This is a genomic window from Croceibacterium aestuarii (assembly GCF_030657335.1).
GTDB classification, from domain to species: domain Bacteria; phylum Pseudomonadota; class Alphaproteobacteria; order Sphingomonadales; family Sphingomonadaceae; genus Croceibacterium_B; species Croceibacterium_B aestuarii.
In genome coordinates, this window is sequence record NZ_CP131039.1 from 908,972 (window position 1) to 934,935 (window position 25,964).

Annotated in this window: 21 protein-coding genes; 8 read left to right on the forward strand and 13 right to left on the reverse strand. The window is 67.0% G+C overall.

Annotated features, from left to right (window positions below; all coding sequences use genetic code 11):
• A complete protein-coding gene (locus Q7I88_RS04365; RefSeq protein WP_305097815.1) occupies positions 1–1,176 on the reverse strand; it encodes a pyridoxal phosphate-dependent aminotransferase in 1,176 nt (391 codons plus the stop codon).
• A complete protein-coding gene (gene pabB / locus Q7I88_RS04370; protein ID WP_305097816.1) occupies positions 1,173–2,972 on the reverse strand; it encodes an aminodeoxychorismate synthase component I in 1,800 nt (599 codons plus the stop codon). Before pabB ends, Q7I88_RS04365 begins: the two co-directional genes overlap by 4 nt.
• A gap of 96 nt (positions 2,973–3,068) precedes the next feature.
• Here pabB and Q7I88_RS04375 point away from each other — a divergent pair, with 96 nt between their 5' ends.
• Complete coding sequence (locus Q7I88_RS04375) at positions 3,069–4,643, forward strand: helicase HerA-like domain-containing protein (RefSeq protein WP_305097817.1); 1,575 nt, start codon at positions 3,069–3,071, stop codon at positions 4,641–4,643.
• A gap of 22 nt (positions 4,644–4,665) precedes the next feature.
• Here the strand turns inward: Q7I88_RS04375 and Q7I88_RS04380 are convergent, their stop codons facing one another.
• The 6 genes from Q7I88_RS04380 to Q7I88_RS04405 form a co-directional block, all read right to left on the reverse strand.
• Complete coding sequence (locus Q7I88_RS04380) at positions 4,666–7,326, reverse strand: M1 family metallopeptidase (RefSeq protein WP_305097818.1); 2,661 nt, start codon at positions 7,324–7,326, stop codon at positions 4,666–4,668.
• 85 nt (positions 7,327–7,411) lie between these two features.
• Positions 7,412–8,800 carry an ATP-binding protein gene (locus tag Q7I88_RS04385; RefSeq protein ID WP_305097819.1) on the reverse strand — a complete coding sequence of 463 codons (1,389 nt, stop codon included), beginning with the start codon at positions 8,798–8,800 and terminating at the stop codon, positions 7,412–7,414.
• A complete protein-coding gene (locus Q7I88_RS04390) occupies positions 8,800–9,537 on the reverse strand; it encodes a response regulator (protein WP_305097820.1) in 738 nt (245 codons plus the stop codon). Before Q7I88_RS04390 ends, Q7I88_RS04385 begins: the two co-directional genes overlap by 1 nt.
• A gap of 25 nt (positions 9,538–9,562) precedes the next feature.
• Positions 9,563–10,141, reverse strand: a complete 579-nt coding sequence (locus tag Q7I88_RS04395; protein ID WP_305097821.1) for an EF-hand domain-containing protein — start codon at positions 10,139–10,141, stop codon at positions 9,563–9,565.
• A gap of 191 nt (positions 10,142–10,332) precedes the next feature.
• On the reverse strand, positions 10,333–10,734 hold the full coding sequence (locus tag Q7I88_RS04400; protein WP_305097822.1) for a cupin domain-containing protein: 402 nt from the start codon (positions 10,732–10,734) through the stop codon (positions 10,333–10,335).
• 3 nt (positions 10,735–10,737) lie between these two features.
• The gene (locus tag Q7I88_RS04405) at positions 10,738–12,543 is read right to left on the reverse strand and encodes an aminopeptidase P family protein (protein ID WP_305097823.1); all 1,806 of its coding nucleotides are present in this window, start codon (positions 12,541–12,543) and stop codon (positions 10,738–10,740) included.
• A gap of 116 nt (positions 12,544–12,659) precedes the next feature.
• Between Q7I88_RS04405 and Q7I88_RS04410 the strand changes: the two genes are divergently transcribed.
• Both Q7I88_RS04410 and Q7I88_RS04415 read left to right on the forward strand, forming a co-directional pair.
• Positions 12,660–14,732: a S9 family peptidase gene (locus Q7I88_RS04410; protein ID WP_439648360.1), complete on the forward strand. Its 2,073-nt coding sequence runs from the start codon at positions 12,660–12,662 to the stop codon at positions 14,730–14,732.
• Between the two features lie 16 nt (positions 14,733–14,748).
• On the forward strand, positions 14,749–15,156 hold the full coding sequence (locus tag Q7I88_RS04415; RefSeq protein ID WP_305097825.1) for an acyl-CoA thioesterase: 408 nt from the start codon (positions 14,749–14,751) through the stop codon (positions 15,154–15,156).
• Here Q7I88_RS04415 and ald read toward each other — a convergent pair.
• Positions 15,153–16,268 (reverse strand): alanine dehydrogenase, encoded by a 1,116-nt coding sequence (gene ald / locus Q7I88_RS04420; RefSeq protein ID WP_305097826.1) that lies wholly within the window; start codon positions 16,266–16,268, stop codon positions 15,153–15,155. The genes Q7I88_RS04415 and ald overlap by 4 nt on opposite strands.
• A gap of 199 nt (positions 16,269–16,467) precedes the next feature.
• On the opposite strand from ald, the gene Q7I88_RS04425 reads away from it, so the two are divergent.
• Complete coding sequence (locus Q7I88_RS04425) at positions 16,468–17,769, forward strand: hypothetical protein (protein WP_305097827.1); 1,302 nt, start codon at positions 16,468–16,470, stop codon at positions 17,767–17,769.
• Between the two features lie 69 nt (positions 17,770–17,838).
• On the forward strand, positions 17,839–18,882 hold the full coding sequence (locus tag Q7I88_RS04430) for a substrate-binding domain-containing protein (protein ID WP_305097828.1): 1,044 nt from the start codon (positions 17,839–17,841) through the stop codon (positions 18,880–18,882).
• A gap of 68 nt (positions 18,883–18,950) precedes the next feature.
• On the opposite strand, the gene Q7I88_RS04435 is transcribed toward Q7I88_RS04430, so the two are convergent.
• The 3 genes from Q7I88_RS04435 to Q7I88_RS04445 are packed head-to-tail and all read right to left on the reverse strand — an operon-like array spanning position 18,951 to position 21,192.
• Positions 18,951–20,189, reverse strand: coding sequence for an SGNH/GDSL hydrolase family protein (locus tag Q7I88_RS04435; RefSeq protein ID WP_305097829.1), 1,239 nt, complete (start codon positions 20,187–20,189; stop codon positions 18,951–18,953).
• Positions 20,186–20,560, reverse strand: coding sequence for a VOC family protein (locus tag Q7I88_RS04440; RefSeq protein WP_305097830.1), 375 nt, complete (start codon positions 20,558–20,560; stop codon positions 20,186–20,188). The genes Q7I88_RS04435 and Q7I88_RS04440 overlap by 4 nt, the downstream gene beginning before the upstream one ends.
• A 17-nt stretch (positions 20,561–20,577) precedes the next feature.
• On the reverse strand, positions 20,578–21,192 hold the full coding sequence (locus Q7I88_RS04445) for a hypothetical protein (protein WP_305097831.1): 615 nt from the start codon (positions 21,190–21,192) through the stop codon (positions 20,578–20,580).
• 160 nt (positions 21,193–21,352) lie between these two features.
• On the opposite strand from Q7I88_RS04445, the gene Q7I88_RS04450 reads away from it, so the two are divergent.
• Together Q7I88_RS04450 and Q7I88_RS04455 are read left to right on the forward strand one after the other, a co-directional pair.
• The gene (locus Q7I88_RS04450) at positions 21,353–22,495 is read left to right on the forward strand and encodes a sensor histidine kinase (protein ID WP_305097832.1); all 1,143 of its coding nucleotides are present in this window, start codon (positions 21,353–21,355) and stop codon (positions 22,493–22,495) included.
• Positions 22,492–22,848: a response regulator gene (locus Q7I88_RS04455; protein ID WP_305097833.1), complete on the forward strand. Its 357-nt coding sequence runs from the start codon at positions 22,492–22,494 to the stop codon at positions 22,846–22,848. Before Q7I88_RS04450 ends, Q7I88_RS04455 begins: the two co-directional genes overlap by 4 nt.
• A gap of 28 nt (positions 22,849–22,876) precedes the next feature.
• On the opposite strand, the gene Q7I88_RS04460 is transcribed toward Q7I88_RS04455, so the two are convergent.
• Positions 22,877–23,371 carry a MarR family winged helix-turn-helix transcriptional regulator gene (locus Q7I88_RS04460; protein WP_305097834.1) on the reverse strand — a complete coding sequence of 165 codons (495 nt, stop codon included), beginning with the start codon at positions 23,369–23,371 and terminating at the stop codon, positions 22,877–22,879.
• A 133-nt stretch (positions 23,372–23,504) separates the two neighbouring features.
• Between Q7I88_RS04460 and Q7I88_RS04465 the strand changes: the two genes are divergently transcribed.
• On the forward strand, positions 23,505–25,901 hold the full coding sequence (locus Q7I88_RS04465) for a TonB-dependent receptor (protein WP_305097835.1): 2,397 nt from the start codon (positions 23,505–23,507) through the stop codon (positions 25,899–25,901).
• The last annotated feature ends 63 nt before the right edge of the window (positions 25,902–25,964 follow it).

The following is a 25,964-nucleotide window of genomic DNA, read 5'->3' on the forward strand; positions in this document are numbered from 1 at the left end:
TCATGCCAGCGCCGCGGCGATGCGCTTCATCGCTTCTTCAAGCACCGCGTCGTCGGCGGCGAAGCTGATGCGGAAGCCGTTCTTGCCGCCGAACGCGCTCGCGGCGACGACGGCGACGCCGTGATCGAGCAGGTGCAGCGCCAGCTTGGTATCGTCGCCGAAGCGGCTCATCAGCGAGGTCGCATCGACGAAGACGTAGAAAGCACCCTCCGGAACGGGGCAGGACAGCCCGGGAATCGCGTTGACCGCGGCCACGACCATGTCGCGCCGTTTCCTGAACCGTTCGCGCCACCCGGCGAGGAAATCCTGCGGCCCCTCGAACGCGGCGACGGCAGCGGCCTGGCTGATCGAGGCCGGGTTGCCGCTCGTGTTGCTCTGCAGCTTGCCCATCGCCGAAATCAGCCAGTTCGGCCCGGTGGCGACGCCGATGCGGAAGCCGGTCATCGCGTGGCTCTTCGAGACGCCCGAGACGGTGCAGATGCGATCCGCGAGGTCGGGGCACAGGCTGGCCAGCGTGGCGTGCGGCTGGCCGGTGTAGATCAGCGGGGAATAGATGTCGTCGCTCAGGACGAGGATCTGCGGGTGGCGGCGCAGCACCTCACCGATCCCGCGCAGCATGTCGGCCGGAAACACGGCGCCCGTGGGATTGCCCGGGCTGTTGAGCATCAGCCACCGGGTGCGCGGGCCGATCAGCGCCTCGACCTCGGCCGGATCGAAATGGAACCGGTGATGCGCATGCGTGCGCAGCGGCACGACCTTGCCCCCGCAGAAGCGCACCATTTGCGGGTAGCTGACCCACCACGGCGCCGGAACGATGACCTCGTCGCCTTCGCTCACCGTGGCGGCCAGGGCCTCGAAGATCACCTGCTTGCCGCCGGCGCTGACGATCACGTTGGCGGGGTCGGTCGCGATCCCGAGATCGCGCTCGAAATGCAGCGCCGCCGCCTTCTTGAGCCGCGCGGTGCCGGTGACGGGCGTGTACTTCGTTTCGCCGGCATCGAGCGCGGCCTTGGCGGCATCGATGACATGCGCCGGGGTGGCGAAATCGGGTTCACCCACCGACAGCGAGATAATATCGCGGCCCTGTTCGCGCAGTTCGGTCGCGCGGTCGGTCATCGCGGTCGTGGGGGAGGCCTCGATGCGCTGAATCGCCTGGCTGAGGCGGGGTTGGTTCATGACAGCAGCCTGGCGGGCAGCAGGCCGCGCACCGCATTGCCGAGCAGGAAACCGCCGGCGAGGTCGTCGAGCGTGAGATCGGCCTCCTCGGCGCGGCCTTCCTCGAGAAGTCTGCGGCGCAGCACGCCGGGCAGCAGGCCGAGCGAGGCGCGCGGGGTGAGAAGCGCGTTCCCGCGTTCGACGAACAGGTTGCTGATGCTGCCTTCGGTGACCAGCCCGTCGCTGCGCACCAGCAGCGCTTCGCCCGCGCCGTTCGCCTTGGCCACCGCCATCGCCGCTTCGTAGAAACTGCGGTCGGTGGTCTTGTGGCGAAGGCGCCAGTCGCCGGGCACGACCGGCAACGGCAGCGCGAGGCATGGCACCGGACCATCGGCGAGGTCGGGCAGGGGCGAGGATTCGAGCGCAATTTCGCCGCTGCGGGCGAGCAGCAGGCGCACCTTGGCCGGGGTCTCGAGTTCGAAACACAGCGCGTGGATGCGGTTGCGCGCCTCGTGCCGGTCGAACGAGAAGCCGAGCTCGGCTGCGCTCGCCTTCATCCGTTCGAGGTGCAGCTCGAGCAGTTCGATGCCCTTGTCGGGATCGAACCGCATCGTCTCGATCAGGTCGTGGCCGCCGGCTTCGCCGCGCACGAAGCCGCCCTTGACCAGGCACTCGCGCCATTCCTCCATGCCGTCGCTGTCGGCGACGATCGCCCCGCCGACACCGAGCACGACGTGGTGCTTGTCGTTTTCGCCGGGGGTCAGGCGAATGGTGCGGATGGCGACGTTGAAAGCAGCGTCTCCGCTTGCGCCAATGCGGCCGATGGCGCCGCAATAGGGCCCGCGCGGGTCGCGCTCGACCGTGTCGATCAGCTCCATCGCGCGGATCTTCGGCGCGCCGGTGATCGAACCGCACGGGAACAGCGCGCGGATCATGTCCATCGCTCCGCGGCCATCCTGCAGTTCGGCGTGAACGGTCGAGGTCATCGTGTGCAGCGTGGGATAAGTCTCGACCGCGAAGGGGCGTTCGACGCACACGCTGCCCGCCCGGGCGACGCGGCTCAGATCGTTGCGCATCAGGTCGACGATCATCAGGTTCTCGGCCTTGTCCTTGACCGAGGCGGCGAGTTCGGCGGCAAACTCCCGGTCTTCGGCCTCGGTGGTGCCGCGCGGGCGGGTGCCCTTCATCGGCTTGACCTTGGCCTTGCCGCCCTTGAGCGAGAAGAACAGCTCGGGGCTGAACGACAGCAGCCAATGGTCGCCATCGAACACCAGCCCGCCATACCCGGCGTTGGCCGCCGGGCGGATCGCCTTGTAGATCGCCACCGGGTCGCCGCGCGCGGCGCCGGCGAGCGGAAAGGTCAGGTTGGCCTGGTAGATGTCGCCGGCGCGGATCGCTTCCTGCAGCTTGGCGAATGCGCCGAGGTAGGCGCCGGTCGAGACCTGCGGCTCGAGCGGGCCGATCGAGGCGAGGCCTTCGCCGGAGCGCCGGTCGAGCCAGTCGGGTACGCTGGCGGCCTCGATGGTCTCCACGTGGTCGAACAGCGCCAGCCAGACGAGCGGACCGTTTGCGCCCGTGCGGTCCGCCACCAGCGGCATCAGCCGCTCTTCGAGCGCCAGGCCCGCCTCGTAGGCGATGTAGCCGGCGAGATGGCCGCCGGTCATCGCCCGCGTCGCCTCGGCTTCGGTCAGCACGCGCGCGACTTCCTCCGGGCGGCGGGCCACGAAGATCTCGGTCGGATGCTCGAACAGGTGGGCGTCGACCGCGCCTTCGCTGCGGGCATCGTCGAGCAGGATGAACGGTTCGCCGGACGGCATCGGCCCGCTCTAGCTTCTGGAACTGTAATGTCTATTGCTTGACCGTGCGCGCCGCGCTGCGCCACACGCTGGCAAGGTGGGGCGACGGGAGCGAATATGAGCGCGATTTTCCTCGGACTGGCATCGAACGGGGAGCGCCAGACGCTCGAACTGAGCCGAGCGAACCGCCACGGATTGATCGCGGGCGCCACGGGAACGGGCAAGACGGTGACGCTGCAGGGGCTGGCGGAGAGCTTTTCCGCAGCGGGCGTGCCGGTGTTCGTGGCCGACGTGAAGGGCGACCTGTCGGGCATTGCGGTGCCCGGCTCGCACACGTTCAAGCACGCCGACGCGCTCGAAAGCCGGGCGAAGGAGCTGGGCATGGACGACTATGCCTATTCGGACAACCCGGCGGTGTTCTGGGACCTGTTCGGCGAGCAGGGCCACCCGATCCGCACGACGGTTTCGGAAATGGGCCCGCTGTTGCTCGCCCGCCTGCTCGACTTGAACGAGACGCAGGAAGGCGTGCTCGACGTCGTCTTCCGGGCGGCGGACGAGCAGGGCCTCTTGCTGCTCGACCTCGATGACCTGCAGGCATTGCTCGCCGATTGCGCGCTGCACGCCGACGAGCTTACGGCCAAGTACGGCAACGTCACCAAGGCGACGATCGGCGTGATCCAGCGCCAGCTGCTCAGCCTCGACAGCCAGGGCGGGGCGATGTTCTTCGGCGAGCCGGCGCTGGAGATCAACGACTTCATTCGCACCGACGAACAGGGCCGCGGGATCATCAACGTGCTCGCCGCCGACAAGCTGATGCGCAGCCCTAAGCTCTACGGCACCTTCCTGTTCTGGCTCCTCGCCGAACTGTTCGAGGCTCTTCCCGAAGTCGGCGACCCGGAAAAGCCCCGGCTGGTGTTCTTCTTCGACGAGGCACACCTCTTGTTCGACGATGCCCCCGACGCGCTGCAGGACAAGATCGAGCAGGTCGTGCGGCTGATCCGCTCGAAGGGCGTGGGGGTCTTCTTCTGTTCGCAGAACCCGATCGACATACCCGAAAAGGTCGCTGGCCAGCTCGGCAACCGGGTCCAGCACGCGCTGCGCGCCTTCACCCCGCGCGACCAGCGGGCGATCAAGGCCGCGGCGGAGACATTCCGCATCAATCCGGACCTCGATGTCGAGAAGGTCATCACCGAGCTGCGCGTCGGCGAGGCGCTGGTCTCGACGCTGATGGAGGACGGGGCGCCCTCGGTCGTCCAGCGCACGCTGATCAAGCCGCCGCGCAGCCGGCTCGGCCCGATCGACGCCAAGGAACGCGCGATCATCCAGTCGGTGAGCCCCTACGCCGGCAAGTACGACCAGCGGGTCGATCGCGACAGCGCCGAGGAGGTGCTGGCCAGAAAGGCCGCAGACGCCGCCGCGACCGCCGACGAAGTGGCCGAGAAGGGCCGCGAAGAAGTGGGCAAGCGCGAGCGCAAGAGCACCAGCATCTGGGAAAAGGCGATGAAGCGCGCGGCCAGCGCCGCCGCCGGATCGGGCGCGGCGATCGCCGCCGGGGCGATCACCGGCAGGAAGTCGCGCGCCAACCCGACCAAGACTGCGGCTTCATCCGCGCTCGGTTCGATCGCCACCGACCTCGCCGGACCGCTCGCCGGGCGCTTCGTGCGCAACCTCGTCGGCGGGCTGATGCGCTAGTCGCGCATCGCCCGCCGCCGCATCAGCGCGCGGCGAGCCAGGCGCCCAGCTGTTCGCGGATGCGGGGATAGGTGGCGAAGCGGTTCTCCATCGAGGCGATGGTGCGGTTGGCCGAGACGCGTTCGTCGGCGGCATAGCTGTCGCGCAGGGCCTTGACCTTGGCGAGCATGGCGGGATCGTCGCTGTCCGCGGCGAGCCGCGGGTAGAATCCCGCGCGGGCGGAATCGTCGACCAGCGGATCGATCTCGGCCTTGTGGGCCAGCGCGAAATCGTAGGTCATGTCCGCGTGGTTGGAGGCGACACGGCTGATGATCCGCACGCCCTCGTCGGGCTGGACCGCGTCGCTCAGGGCCAGCTGCAGGCCTTTCATCGCCAGCGCATCGTCCTTCGCGGCGCCGATGTAGGGGATCAGCAGCTTGCGCTCGACGCTGTCGGTCGAGGAAAGCGCAAACCGGCGCAGGAATTCCCAGTCCTCGGCTGTCGCATTGCGCGCGACGATCGAGAGCCAGGTGCCCTTGAGCTCGCCGTCGAGCGCGGTGCGGTCCTGCGCCAGGCGAGCGAAGCGCCGCCGGGCTTCGGCCACCACCGCCGGATCGCCCATCTTGCCGAGATCGGCGATGAGCTCCGCGCGCAGGCTGGCGTCCGACAGCGATTCGCCGGGGCGCGGATCGAAGCCGAGCGCTTCGAGCCGGGGCGCGAACTTGTCGTGCGCCAGCTTTGCCAGCTTCGCCTTGCGGCCTTCGTCGTTGAGGATGTCGTAGAGGCTCGACCACTGCGACATGACCGTTTCCACGACCAGCGGATTGGCGTCGGCCGGCACCGCCGCCAGCATGTCGAGCGCCGGAGCATAATCCTGGTACGAAGCGGCGGCGAGCGCGAGGTTGTCGCGCACGAGACCGAGCTGGTCGCGCGGCGCCATCGCCGGCAGCGCGGCGGTCAGCTGCGTCAGCATGTCGCGCGGATAGAGCGTGCGGAAATAGCTCAGCTGGCCGCCGTTGACGTTGACCGCGCCGCAGCCGGGCAAGTCGAGCGAAGCCGTGCCGTCGAGCACCAGCGGATGTTTCGAACCGTCGGCGGCGACCACCGTCATCGGCACCAGCCAGTGCTTGGGGTTGGCGGCGACTTCGGCCTGCTGGTCGCGGCTGAACTGGCCCTGCCTGAGCGACAGGCTGGTGCGCCCGTTCGCGCAGGTCGCCGACACGGTGACCAGCGGGACGCCGGCCTGGCTGGTGTAGCCGCGAGCGATATCGACCAGCCCCTTCGCGCCGGCCTTTTCGACCGCCTGCCACAGGTCGTCGGTGGTGGTGTTGCCGTAGGCGTGGGCCTTCATGTAGCCGCGGATTCCCTCGCGCCAGGTGTCGGCGCCGGCATAGTCCTCGAACATCGTGAGGATCGTCTCGCCCTTCGAATAGGCGATCGAATCGAACTGCTCGTCGGCTTCCTTGGCGGTCTTGGAGGTGAGCACGATCGGGTGTGTGGTGCGCAGCGCGTCGGCCGCCATCGCGCCCTCGCGCGAGTTGACCTTGCCGACTTCGGTGTTCCAGTCGGGGCGGAACTTCGCCGTCGCCTTCGATTCCATCCAGCTGGCGAAACCTTCGTTGAGCCACAGGTCGTCCCACCAGGCCATCGTGACGAGATCGCCGAACCACTGGTGCGCCATCTCGTGCGCCAGCGCGGTGTGGATGTACCTGAGCTTGTCGGGACTGGTGGTGCGCGGGTCGACCAGGAGGTTGTCCTCGAAGGTGAAGATCGCGCCCCAGTTCTCCATCGCGCCGAACTGCTGCGAGCTGCCCGGCATGCCGATGTTGTCGAGCTTGGGCAGCGGGTACTTCACGCCGAAATAATCGTTGTAGTACGGCAGGACCTCGACCGCCTCGTCGAGCGCGTAGCGCGCGGTCTCGCCGCTGCCGGTGGGCGAGACGATGCCGACGCTGGTGCCGTCGACGGTCTTAGCCAGTCGCTCGAAATCGCCGACGCCGAAGAACAGCAGGTAGCTCGACATTTTGGGCGTGGTGGCGAAGACCACCCGCTTGGTGCCGTTGCCGAGGTCGGTCTCGCTCGTGACCGGCATGTTGCTGACCGCCATCTGGTCCGCCGGAACCACCGCCGAGACGTCGAAGGTCGCCTTGTACGAGGGTTCGTCGAACATCGGCGCGAACTCCCGCGCGTCGGGGATTTCGAACTGCGTGCCGAGCGCGCGCTTGGGCTTGCCGGTGCGCTTGTCGGGATAGTCGAGGGCGAAGAAGCCGCTCGGCTTGCGGCCGATCGGCCCGCTGTAGGCGATCTCGAGCCGGTAGGTGCCCCCGGCGAGCGCGTTCGCTGCGGTGAAAGTCGCGGTTTCCTTGTCCTCGTCGTAGGCCACCTGCAGCGGGACCGCATCCCCCCCTCCGGCCGGAGCAATGGTCGCCTGCGAGACCGTCAGACCGACCGAATTGAGCGTGATCGTCCGGCTTGCTTCGAACAGCGCGAGATCGATAGCGACCCGGCCGGAGAACGTCAGCTTGTCGGCATCGGGGACGACTTCGATCGCGTAGTGCGCCGGGCGGGCGTTGCGCGGCAGCTCGCTTGTCACGGATGCGGGAAGCGGGGTCAGCGAGGGCGCGGCAGGCGCCGTCTGGTCCACAGGAACGGTCGCGCAGCCCGCAAGCAGGGCTGCGGCGCTGGCGGCGGAGATGAAACGCATGCGATTTCCCGAAATTGATTTCTGTTGCAACCGGCGGCGCTTACCAAGCCGCGGTCCGGCTAGCGAAGTCGCCCGTCGAACAATCTCAACGCTTGGTCGGGATGCGCAGTTCCGCCCGCAGTCCGCCGCCCGGCCGATTCGCCAGGACGAGTTGGCCGCCGTGCTGCTCGGCAATGGCCCTGGCGATGGTGAGACCGAGGCCGGCCCCCCCGGTCGAACGGTTGCGCGAGCCTTCGCCGCGCTTGAACGGCTCGAGCATGGAGGCGATCTGGTCCACAGGGATGCCCGGCCCGGCATCGTCGACGCGGATGATCGCCATGTCGCCCCCTTGGCGCAACGAGACCTCGGCCTTGCCACCGTAGCGCACGGCATTGGCGATGAGATTTCGCAGCGCTCGCCGGAGCCAGGTCGCGCGCACCGGCGCGGCCACGCGCGGGCCTGCGGCGAGCTCGACCGGTTCGTTCATGTCCTCGAATTCGCCGACCACGTCGGCGGTCAACGCGCCGAGATCGGTCTGTTCGAGCGGGTCGCTGGGTCGCCCGACCCGGGCCAGCGAGAGAATATCGTCGAGCGTGCCGCTGATGTCCTCGATCGAGCGCGCCATGCGCTCGCGCTCGGCATCGTCGGTGACCGATTCGATGCGCACGCGCAGGGCCGACAGCGGAGTCTTGAGGTCGTGGCCGATGGCCCCGAGCATGACATCCTTCTCGTCGAGCAGGCCGGCGATGCGCGCTTCCATCGCGTTATGCGCGGCGATCAGCCGTCGCGTGTCTTCAGGCCCGCTGGGCTCGAGCTGGCCGTCGGTCTCGCGGGTTTCGGCGAACGTCTCGAGCCGCCGGGTGAGCGCGGCGAGCGGCCGCGTGATGCGCCGCAGCAATATTCCGAGCCCGCCTACCAGTATGACGTAAAGGAGCAGCGTCTGCATGATGACCGAGCCGATCCCGCGCGGATCCGGGGTCGGCACGGGTACGCGCGCGACGAGCCAGCGGTCCGAATCCGGCTTGCGCAACCCGGCCACGATCAGATCGCCGTTCTTCCAGTCTTCATCGCTGCGCCAGCGCGACCGTTCCTGCAGGCGCGCGACGACGAAAGGATCGGAATGGACGGGCCGGCTGGTGACGACGAGTTCGCCGACGGTGACGCCCTGTTCTTCGAGGATCTGCCGGAGCAGCTGTTCGCGCTGCGCCTCGCGCTTCTCGCCCGGCCTGAGCGGCGAAGTCTCGCTGTGCTCGAGCCGCAGACGGCGCCACATCCGGCCGCGCTCGCCGAACGAGCCGGATGGCGCGCGCGACCTGTAATCGATGCGCGGTTCGGCCACGAGCTGAAAGGCGAGGCCATTGGCGGCGCCGAACTCGAGCCGCGCTTGCTGGGCCCGGTAGATGAGCACGGCCGAAATCGCCTGCGCCACCAGCAGCGCGGCGGCCACGGCGAGCAGCATCTGGCCAAGCAGGCTCCTGGGAAGGAAGCGGCGCATCAGTCGCGCTCCGGCGCGACCCGGCGGACATCGGCGGCGAGACGGTAACCCCCGCCCCAGACCGTCTGGATAAGTTTCGGATCGCGGCTGTCGGCCTCCATCTTGCGGCGCAGGCGGCTGACCTGGTTGTCGACGGCGCGGTCGAACAGGTGGGCCTCGCGGCCCTGCACCATGTCGAGCAGCCGGTCACGGTCTAGGACCTGGCGCGGATGGCCGAGAAAGGCGACGAGCAGGCGGAACTCGGCCGAGGAGATGGGCACGACCGCCCCGTGCGGGTCGGTCAGCTTGCGCTTGAGCGGATCGAGCACCCAGCCGTCGAACTGGTAGAGCGCGTTCTCCTCCGGCGGTGGACCGCCCTTGGCGATGCGGCGCAGGACCGAACGGATTCGGGCGACCAGCTCGCGCGGCTCGAAAGGCTTGGCCACATAGTCGTCGGCGCCGATTTCGAGCCCGACTATGCGGTCCATCGCCTCGCCTTTGGCGGTCAGCAGGATGACGGGCAGGTTCTTGGTCTCGGTCAGGTGGCGGCACAGCGACAGGCCGTCTTCGCCCGGCATCATGATGTCGAGCAGGACAAGGTCGGGGGTATCCTCGAGCAAGGCGGATCGCGCCTTCGCTGCGTCCTCGGCCTGGCGCACGACGAACCCCTGGCGAGTGAGGTACTCCGCCAGGGGTTCGCGCAGGCTCGGTTCGTCGTCGACGAGCAGCAGCCGGGTGGGAGCCGTTTCCGTGCTCACGATGTCAGTGCCCCCTTCAGGCCGTTCAGCCCTGACGTTGTGCACGACGCTCGCGCCACTTGTCACGCATCGTGTCGCGCTGCGCCTTGCGTTCGGCGGGGGAAATCGTGCCGTCCTTGTCGGCATCGACGGCGTCGAAGCGGGCGAGCGCGGCGGCCTGCAGCTCGGCCAGCGTCACCGCTCCGTCCTTGTTGGAGTCGGCGTTGCGCATGCCTCGCAGGCCGAGCCGAGCGCCGCCGCGATGGCCGCGCATCGCCATCCCATGCTTGCCGCGGTCGCCGCGATGGGCGCCCTGCTCGCCGCCACGCTTGCCGTGCCCGGCGGTGAACTCTTCGAAGCTGAGCGAACCGTCGTGGTCGGCGTCCATCGCCGCGAAGCGCGACTTCTGCATCGCGGCGCGGTCGGCTGCGTCGAGCTTGCCGTCGCCGTTGGCGTCGCGCCGCTTGAACGCGGCGGCGGTGCGGGCTTCGAGCGCCGACCGGGTCATTTCCGCGGGCGCCGTGGCCGCGCGGGCCTCGGCCGGGGTGCTGGCGAAGAATGCGGTGCCGGCGAACAGCACCGTGGTCGTGAGGGTGGCCAGCGCGAGGGGTATCGATTTCGTCATCTGAGGGCTCCGATCTTTCTGTTGAGCGACGGGTCCGCCACGCTTTGGGGGAAGGAGGTCCGCGGCAGTCCCGTCACTCGATAGTCAGCGGTTTATCTGCGCAATGTCGCAGGGATTTGCCGGAAGCGGACAAAAGTGTCGCAAATTGTCCGCCGCCGACGGGCCCATTCATGCACCGGAAAGTTCGCCCCTCAGCGGGGGCGGTGCTGCGTTCCGATGCCGGCGGTGATGAACAGCGCAGTCGCTTCGCCGTCGATGTCGGCGGTGTGCCATGCGCCGGGCGGATTGATGACGTATTCGCCCGGGCCGATGGTGACTGTGGCGGTCGAGCCGTCGACGAATTCCTGGTGGAGCGTCATTTCGCCCGCGGTGCACAGCACAACCTCGCCGCCGGCCGGGTGCATTTCCCACATCGGCCAGCTCTCGGTGAACGTGTACATCGCCACGATCCGCGCCTCGTCGCCGTCGTCTGCGTGACGCTCCGCGTAATCGGCGTACCATTGCATCGCCCGCTCATCGCGCGGGAATTCCGGCTCTTCGACCGCGCTCGCGCCGAGGCCGAGATGGATCGGGTGGGTGTCGAGCCGCGGCATCGATCAGATCGGCTCGCAGGCCGCCTCCAGCCACGCCAGATCCTCTCCCGCGAGTTGCGGCGCGAGCACTTCGAGCACGCGGGCATGGTATTCGTTCCACCACTCGACCTCTTCGCCGGTCAGCATGTCGAGATCGACCAAGGTGCGGTCGATCGGGACCAGCGTCAGCGTTTCGAAGCCGAGCCAAGCGCCTTCCATGCCAGGGATGTCGCGTTCCTCCACCAGCACGAGGTTTTCGATACGGATCCCGAAGTCGCCGGCCTTGTAGTAGCCCGGTTCGTTGGAGAGGATCATCCCGGCCATCAGCTCCTGATCGGTGCCGGCCTGTCCGCCGCGCGGCTTGGCGATGCGTTGCGGGCCTTCGTGCACGCCGAGGAAGCTGCCCACGCCGTGGCCGGTGCCGTGCGCGTAATCGACGCCCGCCTGCCACAGGAACTGCCGGGCGATGGTGTCGAGCTGCATCCCGCTGGTCCCCTGCGGGAAGGTCTGCCGGGCCAGCGCGATGTGGCCCTTGAGCACCCGGGTGTAGCGATCCTTCTGTTCGTGCGACGGCTCGCCCGGGCCGATCCACACCGTGCGGGTGATGTCGGTCGTCCCGTCGCAGTACTGGCCGCCCGAATCGCACAGGAACACGCTGCCGGGTTCGATCGGCAGGTTGCTGTCCTCGTCGACCCGGTAGTGCGGGATTGCGGCATGCGGGCCGGCGGCGGAAATGGTGTCGAACGAATTGTCCTTGAGCAGTCCGGTCTCCTCGCGGAACGCCTGCAGCTGCGCCGCGGCGCTGAGCTCGGTCTCGCCGCCCTTGGGCGCCTCGGTCTCGAGCCAGCGGAGGAACCTGGTCACGGCCGCCCCGTCGCGCGCCTGGGCATCGCGATGGCCTTGCTGTTCGATGGGGTTCTTGATCGCCTTGGGAAGGATCGTCGGATCGCGGACCGCGACGGTGGCCGCCCCGGCGTTCTCGAGCGCCTGGAAAATTGCCGCGACGCCGAAGTTGGGATCGACCGCGACTTTCTTGCCGGCGAGTTCCCCGAGCGCGTTCTCGAAATCGAGCCGCGGGCGGAGCGTCACCGCGTTACCGAGATGCTTGGTCAGCTCGGGGGTGACCTTTTCGGGCGCAATGAAGAGCTCCGCGGTGCCATCGTCATGGGCGATGACGTAGGACAGCGCGACCGGGGTGCGCTCGACGTCTTCTCCGCGGATATTGAGCAGCCAGGCGATCGAATCGAGCGCGCTGATGACCGTTGCATCGATCCCTTCGGACTTCATCCAGTCGGCGACCTCGGCGCGCTTCTCGGCGCTGGAGCGGCCGGCGTTGTCGTCGGTGTGGATGACCGCGACCGCGGCGGAGGGGTCGGGCCGATCGGCCCATACGGCATCGACCGGGTTGCTGTCGACCGCGACGAGTTCGCCGCCGATCTTCTCGAGTGCGCTCGCCGTTCCCTGGGCCCAGCCGCGCGAATGCAGCCAGGCGTCGTAGCCGATCTTCGCGCCCTCGGGCGCATTGGCCTTGAGCCAGTCGGCCGGGCTGGTGTCCATGATCGACTGGTATTCGTAGAGCTTGCCGTCGACCTGCTCGCGCACCTGCACGGTGTAGCGCCCGTCGACGAACATGGCCGCCTTGTCCTTGAGGACGACGGCCGTACCCGCCGAGCCGCCGAAGCCCGTCAGCCAGGCGAGGCGCTGGGCGTAGCCGCCGACGTATTCGCTCATGTGTTCGTCGGAAATCGGGATGACGAAGCCGTCGAGCCCGCGCTTGCCGAGTTCCTTGCGCAGCGCGTCCAGCCGGGCTTCGTGGGTTTGCATCAGCATTGTCGGGCGACTCCGGTTTCGTTTGTAAGCATGCTGGCGATGTAGTCTCATCCGCCGCTCGCTTCCAGTGCAGCGGGAATTGCGCCGGTTCTTCCATCGCGCGCCGAAGCGGCTACATGGGCCGCATGAACGACAATTCCCTGCTCGCCCCGCCGATCGCGGCGAAGAAGCCCTCCAGCATTACCCACCACGGCATAACGGTCAGCGACGACTACGCCTGGCTGCGCGATGCGGGCTATCCGACGGTCGCGGACAAGGAGGTGCTCGCCCACCTCGCCGCCGAGAACGCCTGGTTCGAGGCGCGGATGAAGCCCCACGAGCGAACGATCGAGGCGCTGTTCAAGGAAATGCGCGGGCGGATCAAGGAAGCGGACAAGTCGGTGCCGCAGAAGGACGGCGACTACCTCTACTGGATCGAATACGAGGACGGCGCCGAGTACAAGAAGTGGTGGCGCAGGCCGGTGGCCGGCAGCCCCGACGAGCTGATCCTCGACGAGGTCGCGCTGGCGGAGGGCAAGGAGTACTTTCGGCTCGGCGCGCTCTCGGTCAGCAAGGACGGGCGCTTGCTGGCCTATTCGGTCGACGACAACGGCTCGGAACGCTTCACCGCCAAGATCAAGGACCTCGCCACCGGCGAACACTTGCCCGACGAAATCCCCGGCACGCTGTCCTCGCTCGTCTGGGTCGCGGGGGATACGGGTCTCGTCTACTCGCTGGCCAACGAGAACTGGCGCACCGACAACGTCCGTTTGCACTGGCTGGGCCGGCCGATCGACAGCGACGTCGAGCTCTACCACGAGGACGACGAGGGCTTCCGGGTCGGCGCCTCGCTCTCGGCGCAGGAGGACTGGATTGTGATATCGGCGGGCGACCACGAAACCAGGGAATGCTGGCTGGTCCCGGCCGCTGAGCCGACCGCGGCGCCGCGGCTCGTCAGGGCGCGCGAGAAGGGGGTCGAATACGATGTCGACGTGCGCGAAGGCACCGTCTGGGCCCACGCCAACGACACCCACGAGAACTTCCGCGTCGCCACCGCCCCGCTCGAAGCGCCGGACGCTTGGGAGACACTGATCGAGGGAACCGACGAATTCTACCTCACCGGCTTCGAGCTGTTCCGCGACTTCTATGTCGTCGAAGGCCGGCTGGGCGGGCTCGACCGGGTCGAGATCCGCTACTACGACGATCCGGCGCGGATTGAGCCGGTCGCGTTTCCCGAAGCGAGCTACAGCGCCGGAACCGGGAGCAATCCCGAATACGACCAAACCGTGCTGCGCATGTCCTACGAGAGCATGATCAGCCCGGCGAGCACCTACGACTATCACGTCGCCGAACGGCGGCTCGAACTGCTCAAGCGGCAGGAAATTCCCTCGGGCTACGACCGCGATCTCTACGCCACCGACCGGCTCGAGATCGCCGCTCGCGACGGCACGCCGATCCCGGTCAGCGTGATGTACCGCAAGGACCGCAAGGCCCCCGGGCCGCTGCACCTCTACGGCTACGGCGCCTATGGCATCGCCATCCCGCCGGGTTTTTCGACCACCCGCCTCAGCCTGGTCGATCGGGGCTTCGCTTATGCCATCGCGCACATCCGCGGCGGCGACGACATGGGACGCGCCTGGTACAAGGCGGGCAAGCTCGAAAGCCGGGTCAACACCTTCACCGACTTCGTCGACGTGGCGAAGGGGCTGATCGACCGCGGGCTGACCGAAGCCGGCCGAATCTCGATTTCCGGCGGCTCGGCCGGCGGGGAGCTGATGGGCGCGGTGGTCAATTCGAACCCCGAGCTGTGGGGCGCGGTGGTGGCGCACGTGCCGTTCGTCGACGTGCTGGCGACGATGCTCGACGCAACGCTGCCGCTGACCCCGGGCGAATGGCCCGAATGGGGCAATCCGATCGAGGACCGCGAGGCGTTCGAGCTGATCCAGTCCTACAGCCCCTACGACAACGTGCGCGCGCAGCCCTATCCGCCGATGCTGGTGACCGCCGGGCTCAACGACCCGCGCGTCACCTACTGGGAACCGGCCAAGTGGGTCGCCCGCCTGCGCGAGCTCAAGACCGACGACCACGAACTGCTGCTGAAAACCAACATGGGCGCGGGGCACGGCGGCAAGTCGGGCCGTTTCCAGAGCCTGCACGAGACGGCCGAGGAGATGGCGTTCATTCTTTGGCAGATGGGCGTCGCAGCGTGAGCGGCGCGGCATCCTGATGGGGCGAGCTTCGCTCAGCCCGACCTTTACCGCGCTGCCTGAGCACATCGACGTCTACGGCCACGTCAACAACGCCGTCTGGGTGCGCTGGATGGAGGACCTTGCCACGGCGCACTGGACGGCGGTGGCGCGCCCGCAGGACCTCGATGCCTACGCTTGGTTCGTGACCCGGCACGAGATCGATTATCGCGGCAATATCGCCGAGGGCGAGAGCTGCACGGGGACGACCGAGATCCGCGAAGGGCCCAGCGGAGCGCGTTTCGACCGCTACACCACCTTTCGCGATGACGCAGGCAAGGTCCTCGTCAACGCAAAGACGACCTGGGCGATGATCGATCGCGCTAGCGGGCGGTTGATGCGCGTGCCGGCCGAGGTAGCGGAGCCGTTCCTGCCCGCACGCGCCTAGGCGATGGCTTCTTCGATCGGCAGGAGGTCGTAGCCGAGTTCTTCGGCCACAGCCGGGTAGGTCACCCGGCCGGCGTGGACGTTGAGCCCCTGGGCGAGGTGTGGGTCCTGGCGCATGGCTTCCTTCCAGCCGAGATCGGCAATGCGCAGCGCGTGCGGCAGGGTGACGTTGTTGAGCGCATAGGTGCTCGTGCGGCTGACCGCGCCGGGCATGTTGGCGACGCAGTAGTGGACGACGTCGTCGATCACGTAAGTCGGATCGTCGTGCGTCGTCGCGTGGCTGGTCTCGAAGCAGCCGCCCTGGTCGATGGCGACGTCGACCAGCACTGCGCCGGATTTCATCGTCCCGAGCATTTCGCGGGTCACCAGCTTCGGCGCCGCCGCGCCGGGAATCAGCACGGCGCCGATGACCAGGTCGGCCTCGGCCACGGCCTCCTCGAGGTTGGCCTTGTTGGAAAAGCGCGTGCTCGCGCGGGCTTCGAAATGGGTCCCGACCTTTTCGAGCACTTCGGGATTGCGATCCATGATGACGACGTCCCCGCCGAGTCCCGCAGCCATCTGGGCCGCGTTGAACCCGACCACGCCGCCGCCGAGGATGACGACCTTGCCGGGCAGCACGCCAGGAACGCCGCCGAGCAGCACGCCGCGCCCGCCGTGCGCCTTTTCCAGCGCCGTGGCTCCCGCCTGGATGCTCATGCGTCCCGCGACCTGACTCATCGGCTTGAGAAGCGGCAGCGAGCCGCCCGGACCCGTGACGGTTTCATAGGCGATCGCGGTGCAGCCCGACTTGACGAGGTCCGCCGTCTGTTCGGGGTCGGGGGCAAGATGGAGGTAGGTGTACAGGATCTGGCCCTGGCGCAGCATCGCGCGTTCGCCGGCCTGGGACTCCTTGACCTTCACGATCATGTCGCACTCTGCGAAGAGGCTTTCGGGCCCGTCCTTTATGACCCCCCCGGCGGCCCGGTATTCGGCGTCGCTTGCGCCGATGCCGAGTCCCGCGCCGCTCTCGATCCACACTTCGTGGCCGTGCGTCACCAGCTCCTTGGCGCTCTCGGGCGTCAGACCCACCCGGTATTCGCGGTTCTTGATTTCCTTCGGGCAACCGATGCGCATTGTGGAATCTCCTGATTGGCGAGGGCCGTTACAAGTGCAACCGGTTGTGCGCAATGGGGTGCGCGGTCGCCGGACTGCCAACGATTTCTGTCCACAGGTTATCCCGAGCAGGCGAGACGACTGTCATTCAACTGTAACAAGCCGCGCCTAGCGGGCCGGGCGTCACATCACGGACATATGCAATTCAGGACGAAGACACATGGCGGCGAGAAAATCGCAGATTTCGGTAATCGCCCTTGCGGCGGCTTGCGCCTGGGCGGTCCCCGCGCATGCCGAAGAGGCCGACAACGCCGCGATCCAGCAGCAGCTGGCCGAGATGCGCGCGCAGATGGCGACCATGGCGGCGCAGATGGACGCGCTCCAGGCGAAGGTGGACGAGGCGCAGACGAAGGCTGCCGCGGCCGAGGTAGCCGCCGGGCAAGCCGCGCAGGTCGCCCAGGCCGCAACCGAGACGGCCGCCGAGGCGCGCACCGCCGGCGAATCGACCGGCGTCTTCGCGAAGGCGGCCAAGTGGGCGGAAGACACAAAGATTTCCGGCCGGATGTATTACAACATCAGCTCGGTGAGCGCCGACAACGCGGCCGGCGCCAACGTCGAGAAGGATGGCGGCTTCGAGCTCAAGCGCTTTTACGTCGGGGTCGACCACAAGTTCGACGAAACCTTCTCCGGTAACGTCACGATGGATGTCAGCCGCGTCGACAACGCCGGCAAGAACGTCGGCCTCGGCTTCTACGTCAAGAAGGCATACCTCGAAGCCAAGCTCGCCAAGGAACTGAAAGTCCGGCTCGGCTCGGCCGACATGCCCTGGATTCCCTATGCCGAAGGCATCTACGGCTATCGCCATATCGAGAAGGTCATCACCGATCTCGACGGCTTCGGCACCTCGGCCGACTGGGGCGTCCACGCCTCGGGCGATCTCGCCGGCGGGGTCCTGAGCTACCAGGTTTCGGCGATCGACGGCGGCGGGTACCGCGACCCGAAGTTCACCAAGACGGTCGACCTCGAAGGCCGAATCTCGGTGAAGTACGGCGGATTCAACGCCGCGGTCGGCGGATACACCGGCAAGCTCGGCAAGGATGTCACCGGCGCGGCCCTCTATCGCACCGCCTCGCGTTTCAACGCCCTGCTGGCCTACAAGGACAAGATCGGCGCCATGCCGGTGACCATTGGCGGCGAATACTTCACCGCGAAGAACTGGAAAGTCCTGCAGGCCTCTCCGCAGGACAAGGCCGAAGGGTATTCGCTGTTCGCCTCGCTCCAGCCCGTCGAACGGTGGAGTGTCTTCGGCCGCTACGACCATGTCGAGCCGTTCAAGACCTCGGCCCCGCTGACGCAGGACGATTTCACCATGGTCGGCGTGCAGTACAGCCCCGCCAGCATCGTGGATTTCGCACTGGTCTACAAGCACGACAACGCCGACGGCGGCCTGAAGATCGGCAATCTCGATTCAGGCCAGGCAAAACGCGACGAACTCGGTCTCTACGGCCAGTTTCGCTTCTGACCGGGACTTGTCACCCCTCTGTCACACAATAAGCATAACGAGCCCCAGCAACCCCAGCAGGAACCCCTCATGAAACTTTCCAAATCGATTGCTTTCGCTTCGCTCTCCGCTCTCGCTCTGACCGCCTGCGGAAGCAGCGGCGGCGGCGCGGCGCGGGATTCGATTCACGCCGTCGGCTCCTCGACCGTCTATCCCTTCGCCAAGGCCGTTTCGGAAACCTTCGCCCGCTCCAACCCCGACTTCAAGTCGCCGCTGATCGAATCGACCGGCACGGGCGGCGGGATGAAGCTGTTCTGCGCCGGCGTCGGTGCGGATACCCCCGACATCGCCGACGCCAGCCGCCGGATGAAGCCCAGCGAATTCGCCGATTGCCAGGCCAACGGCGTGACCGACATCATGGAAATCCAGGTCGGCCTCGATGGCATCGCCTTCGCATCGACGAAGGGCGGCATCACGATGAACCTGACTCCGGCGATCGTCTACAAGGCGCTGGCCGCCAAGCCCTATGGCAAGGAACAGACCGCCAAGACCTGGCACGACGTCGATCCCTCGCTTCCCGACACCCCCATCCTGGTTTACGGGCCGCCGACCACCTCGGGCACGCGCGACGCGCTCAAGGAGCTGATCCTCGAAAAGGGCTGCACCGCCGACCCGGCGATGGAAGCGCTCAAGGAATCGAACAAGGACCAGTTCGACCAGACCTGCACCGAAATCCGTTCCGACGGCGCCTATGTCGACCAGGGCGAGCAGGACAACCTGATCGTGCAGAAGATCGAGAGCAACCCGAAGGCCATCGGCGTGTTCGGCTATTCCTATCTCGAGGAGAATTCCGACAAGCTGCAGGACCTGCCGATGAACGGCGTGCCGGCGACCTACGACAACATCTCCAGCTTCAAGTACCCGGGCGCGCGCCCGCTCTACATCTACGTCAAGAAGGCGCACCTCGATGCCATCCCGGGCCTCAAGGAGTTCGTGAACGAGTGGACGACGCAGTGGGCCAAGGACGGCCCGCTGGCGAAGATCGGTCTCGTTGCCGCGCCCGACGACGTGCTTGCCAAGAGCGAGGCGACGATCGCCAACGGCACCACTCTGACGGCCGACGACCTCAAGTAAGTCTTCGGCTAACCCGGCGGCGGCGCGGACGGTATCCCTTTGGTCCGCGCCGCCCTCCGGCAGCACTGCTAGTCGAATAGCGACAGGTCGATCGAATCTCCGACCGCCTTGAGCCCGGCGTCCGAGCCGTGCAGGTGGTCGCCGATGTGATAACCCTCGCGCATCTGCTCGGTGTCGTTCGGGTCGGCGAAAGCGAGGTCGATCCGCGTCACGGCGTCGAACGCGCCGCCTTTGACGATCCAGTCGTTGATCTTCTGGCGCGCCGCCTCACCCTCTTCGGACCAGTAGCTCGCGCCCTTGTAGGGGCCGATCGGCGCGCCGATCACCTTGATGCCCTTCTCGTGCGCGCGGGCAATCAGCTGCTTGAAGCCGGCAATCATCTGCTCGACCGTGACCTTCGGCTGATCGAGCCCAGGGAAGCCGGGCTGGTTGGGCCGCTTGGGGCCGAAAGCGTTGCCGATGTCATTCACACCCTCGAACACGATCATGTACTTCACGTTCGGCAGGCTCAGCACATCCTCGTCGAAGCGGCTCAGCGCGCTCTCGCCCATGCCGGGGGCCAGCACGCGGTTGCCGCTGATCGCCTGATTGGCCACGGCCCACTCCTTGCCCGCGGCCTGCAACCGGTTGGCAAGGATATCGGGCCAGCGCCGATTGGCGCCGGGGGTCGAGCCGACGCCGTCGGTGATCGAATCGCCGTAGGCGACGATCGTCCCGAGAGCATCGGGCGAATCCACCTCCACGCCCGAAAGGAACGCCCTGAACTGCTTGGTATCGACCGGTGTGAAGGACTTGCCGACGAAGTTGCCCGGCGGGCTTACGGCAAGCTCGTCCTGCCCGGTCAGGTGGCAGGTGCAGGGGCCGGTGTCTTCCGGCAGGTAAATTTCGACCTTCATCCGCGCCAGATCGGGCAGGTCGACGTCGACGGCGTCGGAAACGAACGGGGCGCCGCGCGGAATCACCGCTCCCGCCTCGCCGCCGAAGGTCAAGGTGCGACCGGTGCCGGGAACCTCCTTGCCGGCATCGTCGATCTGCGCGATCCGCGCCGCGCCGATGGCCAGCGGGTGGGGGCCGTAGCGATTGGAAAAGGTCACCCGCAGCTTGCTGCCGCCCTCGGTCACGCGGATGACCTGCGTCAGCGTGACGTTGTCATAGCTCGCCGCGGCGAACGGCCCCTCGGTGCCGAGCGGCGCATGCGGCGCAGCGGTCCAGCTGGCGACCCATTTGGCGCTGGCCGGACTGGCCGCAAAGGCCAGGGCGGCGGCCGTGAACAGCGCGCCGCGGGCGCCGATGGTGTAAATGCTCATTGCTTACTCCCCTCTTCCCAACCGTAGTCGTAGAACACCCGAAGAATATTGCCGTCGGGGTCGAAGGCAAGAAACTCGTGCAGGCGGTGCGGCGTCTCTTGGCGCAGCGCGTCAACCTTCGCCCCCGCCGCCCGCCAGCACGCGTGGAGATCGTCGACCTCTGCACGGCCGGCCATGTTGTACCAGGTCACCTGCGGCCCGGCGCTCGCCTGGTGCGCGCGGTAATGCGCCGCGGCCACGAACAGCCGCGCCCCACCTTGCGACAGGCCCGCCAGCCCGAGTTCCTCGTCCGCCCAGTCGACCGCAAAGCCGAGGCAATCGCGATAATAGGCCAGCGCGGCGGACAGGTCGCTAACGGGAATTTCAGGCACCGGCGACGGGAATGCGCTCACCGCTTCCAGACCCAGTATTGCGGCCCCCAGCGCTCTTCCAGTTCGGCAAGGCACTCGACGTGGATCTCGCGCACGCGGCTCGCCGGCATGAACTCGGCCGGGTCGATTTCCTCGATCTTGAGCGTCGACTTGTCCTCGTAGAGGTGTTCGCCCTTGAGCAGCGCGTTCTCGTCGTAGGGCCAGATGAAGGCCTGTAGCGAATGGACGAGGTAGAGCCCGTCGTCCTTGAGGCCGGCGTGCCCGACCTTGGCCAGCTCGGCCCCGGTCGACATCTGGTGGAACCACATCTCGTCGGCAATGCCCCAGTCGGCCACCGCGACGAGATCGCCCGAGTTCCACAGGACGATCTCGCCGATGCTCGAATAGAAGTCGAACACGCCCTTGCGCCCCTTCACCTGGAACGGCTTTTCACCCCAGGTAATGTGATAGACCGGGTCGTCGGCCATCATGTCGGGCGCGGTGATTTCCTCGAACATGCTCGCGCCTTCGAGGTGCACGTGGCGGCAGTAGTTCTTGAGGATCGCCTTGTGCAGCGGGTTGTCGGTCCGGTCGTGCAGCTCGATCGACGGGTCCATGCAGCGATAGACTTCGGCTTCGTATTTCGATGCCATCGGCGTTCCTCTCCTTTGCCGGCGAGGCTGCCACAGACGGCCGGAATAGAAAAGGACGGAACATTGCCGTGCTCGGCCAGTATCCTGAGCGCCGGCCCTATCTGCCGGAAAGATGCATGCCGGCAGCTGCCGCCGGCAAACGCAGGGAAATGGCACGACGATGGAAGCGATTGAGCGGTTTTTCTCGGTCCGCGGGTTGGCGCCGCACGGTTACTGCCTGTTCTGGGACCCGGCCCTGGTATGGACCCACGTGGTCTCCGACGTGGTGATCGCGCTGGCCTATTTCTCCATCCCTTTCCTCCTCTGGCGTCTGCTCAGGATCCGCCGCGACATCGAGTTCGGCTGGCTCGTCGCGCTGTTCGCGATCTTCATTCTGGCGTGCGGGATGACGCATGTGATGGGCATCGTAACGCTGTGGGTTCCGGCCTACGGCTGGGAAGCGCTGGTCAAGGCCATCACTGCGGGGGCTTCGCTCGCCACGGCCGCGCTGCTCGTCCCGCTGCTGCCCAAGCTCGTGGCGATACCTTCGCCGGCCGCGCTGCAGGCGGCGAACGAGGCGCTGCGGCGCGAGGCCGAGGTGCGCGAACAGGCCGAGGCCATGTTGCGCCAGTCGCAGAAGATGGAAGCCATCGGCCGGCTCACCGGGGGCATCGCGCACGATTTCAACAACCTGTTGGGGATCGTCATCGGCAACCTCGATCGCGTGCAGCGCAAGGGCGAATTGCCTGAGGATACGAGCCGGGCCATCGACAACGCGGTCGCCGGAGCGGAGCGCGCGGCGGTGCTGATCGACCAGTTGCTGGCGTTCGCCCGGCAGCAGCCGCTGCAACGCCTGCCGCACGACGTGAACCGGATCGTCGCCGGCATGTCCGAGCTGATCCGCCAGACGCTCGGGTCGCGCATCGACCTCGCCATCGAACTCGAGCCTCACCTGCCACAGGCCATCGTGGATCGCCATCAGCTCGAAAGCGCGTTGTTGAACCTCGCGATCAATGCCCGCGATGCAATGGATGAGCAGAAGGGCGGCAGCGTGGAAATCTCCACCCGGTCCGGCGACGCAGGCATGATCGAGCTTGCGGTGCGCGACAGCGGCTGCGGCATGGATGCCGAGACGCTGAGCCGCGCCGCCGAGCCCTTTTTCACCACCAAGCCCGTCAACGAAGGTTCGGGACTGGGCCTGAGCCAGGTGACCGGCACCGTCGAACAACTGGGCGGCCGTGTCGAGATCGAATCCGCGCCGGGAACCGGGACCGTCGTTCGGCTGTTTCTCCCCTCGCATCCGGGGAGCGCGCCAAACGCATGAAGCCGAAAATCCTGCTGGTCGAGGACGAGCCGCTGCTGCGCGAAATGACCCGCGAAGATCTGCGGGACCTCGGCTATTGCGCCATCTGCGCCCGCAATGCTCCCGAGGGATGGGACGTGCTGCAGAACGAAGAATCGATCGGCGTCCTGATCACCGACATCCGCATGCCGGGCGAATTCGACGGCTGGGAACTGGCGCGCCGCGCGCGAAACCAGCTGCCGTCGCTGGGAATAATCTACATCAGCGGTTACTCCGGCGAAGAGCAGCAGCTCGCTGCGGGTGGCGTGTTCCTCAAGAAGCCTTATCGCCTGCCCGATATGGAGCGGGCGCTGTCGGAGGTCGTGCCGAACTGACGTGCGCGGTCGCGCCGGACCATTGCCGTCAGCGATGAATCTTGGCCAGCAGGCGGCGTAGTTCGGCCAGTTCCTCGGCCGTGAGGTCGGCCACCAGCGCGTCGTCGGCCTGCTTGATGAGAGCGCGCAGTTCGGTCACCCGTTCGTGCCCGGCGGCAGTCAGGAAGATGCCGAAGCTGCGCCGGTCGTCCGGGGCGATGCGCCGCTCGACGCAATCGCGCGCCTCCCAGAAGTCGATCGCCAGCGTGGCGGCCGGGCGCGACAGTCCCAGCGCGTTGGCCAGCTGGGTCTGCTGCGCGCCCGGATTGGTCGCAATCAGTTCGAGCATCGAGGCGCGCAGCGGGGTGATCCCAGAATCGCCGAACACCTTCTGCAGCAGCGAATAGCCCAGGATCCATGCGAGCTTGATCGCGAACCCGGTGCGATCGTTAAGCAGGCCGTAGTCGAGCGGACCGTCCGACATCTTCGGTGCCCTGCCGCGAACGTCATCGATGCTCAGCCGGTCTTCACCGTCGATCTGCATCGGCCGAGACTGGTCGCAATGCGACATAAATGCAACTAGCTTGTTATTGCCAATATCTGTTATTGCCTGTAACAAAGTTGTCGACAAATTCGTCGGGCCAAGTTCGGGGCCCGACGCCGTGGGAGGAATTGGAATGAACAAGCAAGTGCCCGCCTTGCGCCGGGGCCTTATGGCTGCCTGCGCTCTTTCGACACTGGCGATTGCCGCCGCGGTGGCACCGTCGGTGGCGGCCGCGCAGGACGCCGACGCTGCCCAAGCCGAAGAGGGCGAGGCCGTCCAGGGCGGCGACATCGTGGTGACCGCGCGGCGGCGCGAGGAATCGCTGCAGCAGACCCCGATCGCGATCTCCGCCTTCTCGGCCGAAGCGCTCGAGGCGCGCCAGATCACCTCGTCGCAGGATCTCGAGAAGATCACGCCGAGCCTGCAGTTCAAGCCGGCCGGGCAATTGTCGGGCAACAGCTCCGCCTCGGTCGTGTTCATTCGCGGCATCGGCCAGCTCGATCCGACCGCAGCCGTCGACCCTGGCGTCGGCATGTACATCGACGAGGTCTATGTCGGCCGTTCGGTCGGCGGGACCATCGAATTCGGCGACGTGGCCAGCGTCGAAGTCCTGCGCGGCCCGCAAGGCACGCTGTTCGGACGCAACACCATCGGCGGCGCGATCCTGGTCCGCACCAAGAAGCCCGAATTCGACGAACTTTCGGCGACCGGCCGGATCCGCTTCGGCGACTTCCACCTGTTCGAGGCCTACGCTGCGGCCAACGTGCCGCTGTCGCAGAACCTCGCGGTGCGCGTTTCGGGAGGCCACCGTACGCGCGACGGTTACGTGACCCGCGCCTACGACGGGCTCGATCTCGGCAACGAGAACGTTTCGACCGCCAATGCCGCCCTGCGCTGGGAGCCTACGGCGACCTTCGAGCTTTCGCTGCGCGGAGACTATACCAAGCGCAAGGAGCACGGCGCGCCGTTCGTGTTCGCCGGCATCAACGAGGATGCGCCGGTCCCGGCCATTGTTAGCGTGGCAGCCGGCTGCCCCGGCGCGACGATGCCCTTCCCGGGCACTCCGAACCCCGGCCCGCCGCATGTCCCGAGCATCAACGACCCGCGCTGCGCCAACGACTTCTACGAGATGGGTCCGTTCACCAACGGCGGCACCGCCGACGTTCTCAGCACCTCGGAAGTCTGGGGCGTGTCGGGCACGGCGCGCCTCGATCTCAGCGACAGCGTGACGCTGAAGAGCATCACTGCCTATCGTTCGACCGAATCGCGCGGCATTCGCGACGCCGACAACACCCCGTTCCTGATCATCACCACCGATGTGGGTTCGCAGTCGAAACAGTTCAGCCAGGAACTGCAGCTGCAATACGATGCGGGACCGGTCAACGCGATCCTCGGCGGCTACTACTTCGATGAAGACACGACCGAGCGGGCGACGGTGCCGCTGTCGTTCCCGCCGTCGCCCCCGGTCATAGCCTCGATCTTGGCCGGCGGCCCGGGCACCCGCGACCTGCAGGTCTCGGATCTCGAGACCCGCTCGCTCGCGGCCTTCGGCGAAATCTCGTACGAGATCGCCCCCCGGCTCGAGCTGACCGGCGGTCTGCGCTACACCGAGGATCGCAAGACCTATCAGGGCACGGTGCTCAACCTGTTCCCGGCGACCCTCCCCGATCCGGACCCGCTGCCGACCAAGGCGATCCCCGAGGGTGGGCCGCTGTTCATCTACAGCACACCCAATCGCAAGACGTTCTCGGCGCTAACCGGCTCGGCCAGCGCGCGCTACGAGATGAACGACTGGCTCAACACGTACGTGTCCTATTCTCGCAGCTTCAAATCCGGCGGGTTCAACACCCGCTACAACGCTCCGCCTCCGGGTTTCGTACCGGTCCCGTTCGACGAGGAGTCGGTCGACAGCTACGAGGTCGGCGCGAAGATCTCGGTCGATCGGTTCCGGCTCAATCTCGCGGCGTTCCAGGCCAACTACAACGACATCCAGCTCGTGTTCCGCCAAGGCGTGGTGCCGCTGCTGTTCAACGCCGGCAAGGCGCGCATCCGCGGCTTCGAAGCGGAGGCCAGCTACCACCCGTTCGGCGGGCTCCAGCTCGATGCCGGGATGAGCGTGCTCGACGACAAGATCCTGTCGATTACGCCGGTGCCGGGCGCAACGGCTACGGTCGCGCCGGGCGAGGACCTGCCGCTGACGCCGTCGTTCCAGGGCAACTTTGCGATCGGCTACGATCTTGAGCTCAACGACGAGTACACGCTGACGCCGCGCTTCGACGGCAGCTACACCTCGCACCTGACCTTCATCACCGGCAGCGTGCCCGAGATCGAACAACCGGCCTATTTCGTCGCCAACGGCTCGATCCAACTCGCCTCGAACGTCGGTTGGAAACTGCAGGCCGGCGTCATCAACCTATTCGACAAGCGGTATCTTATCCAGGGCAACGCATCGCTCGGCACGCTCGGCTATGCGGAGAAGATCTACGCTCGCCCGCGGAACTGGTACGTGCAAGTCTCGGCAGACTTCTGAGGGGGGCCGCCCGTAATCGGGCGGGGCGGGCGCGGCAGGGTCTCCCTGTCGCGCCCGTAGTGC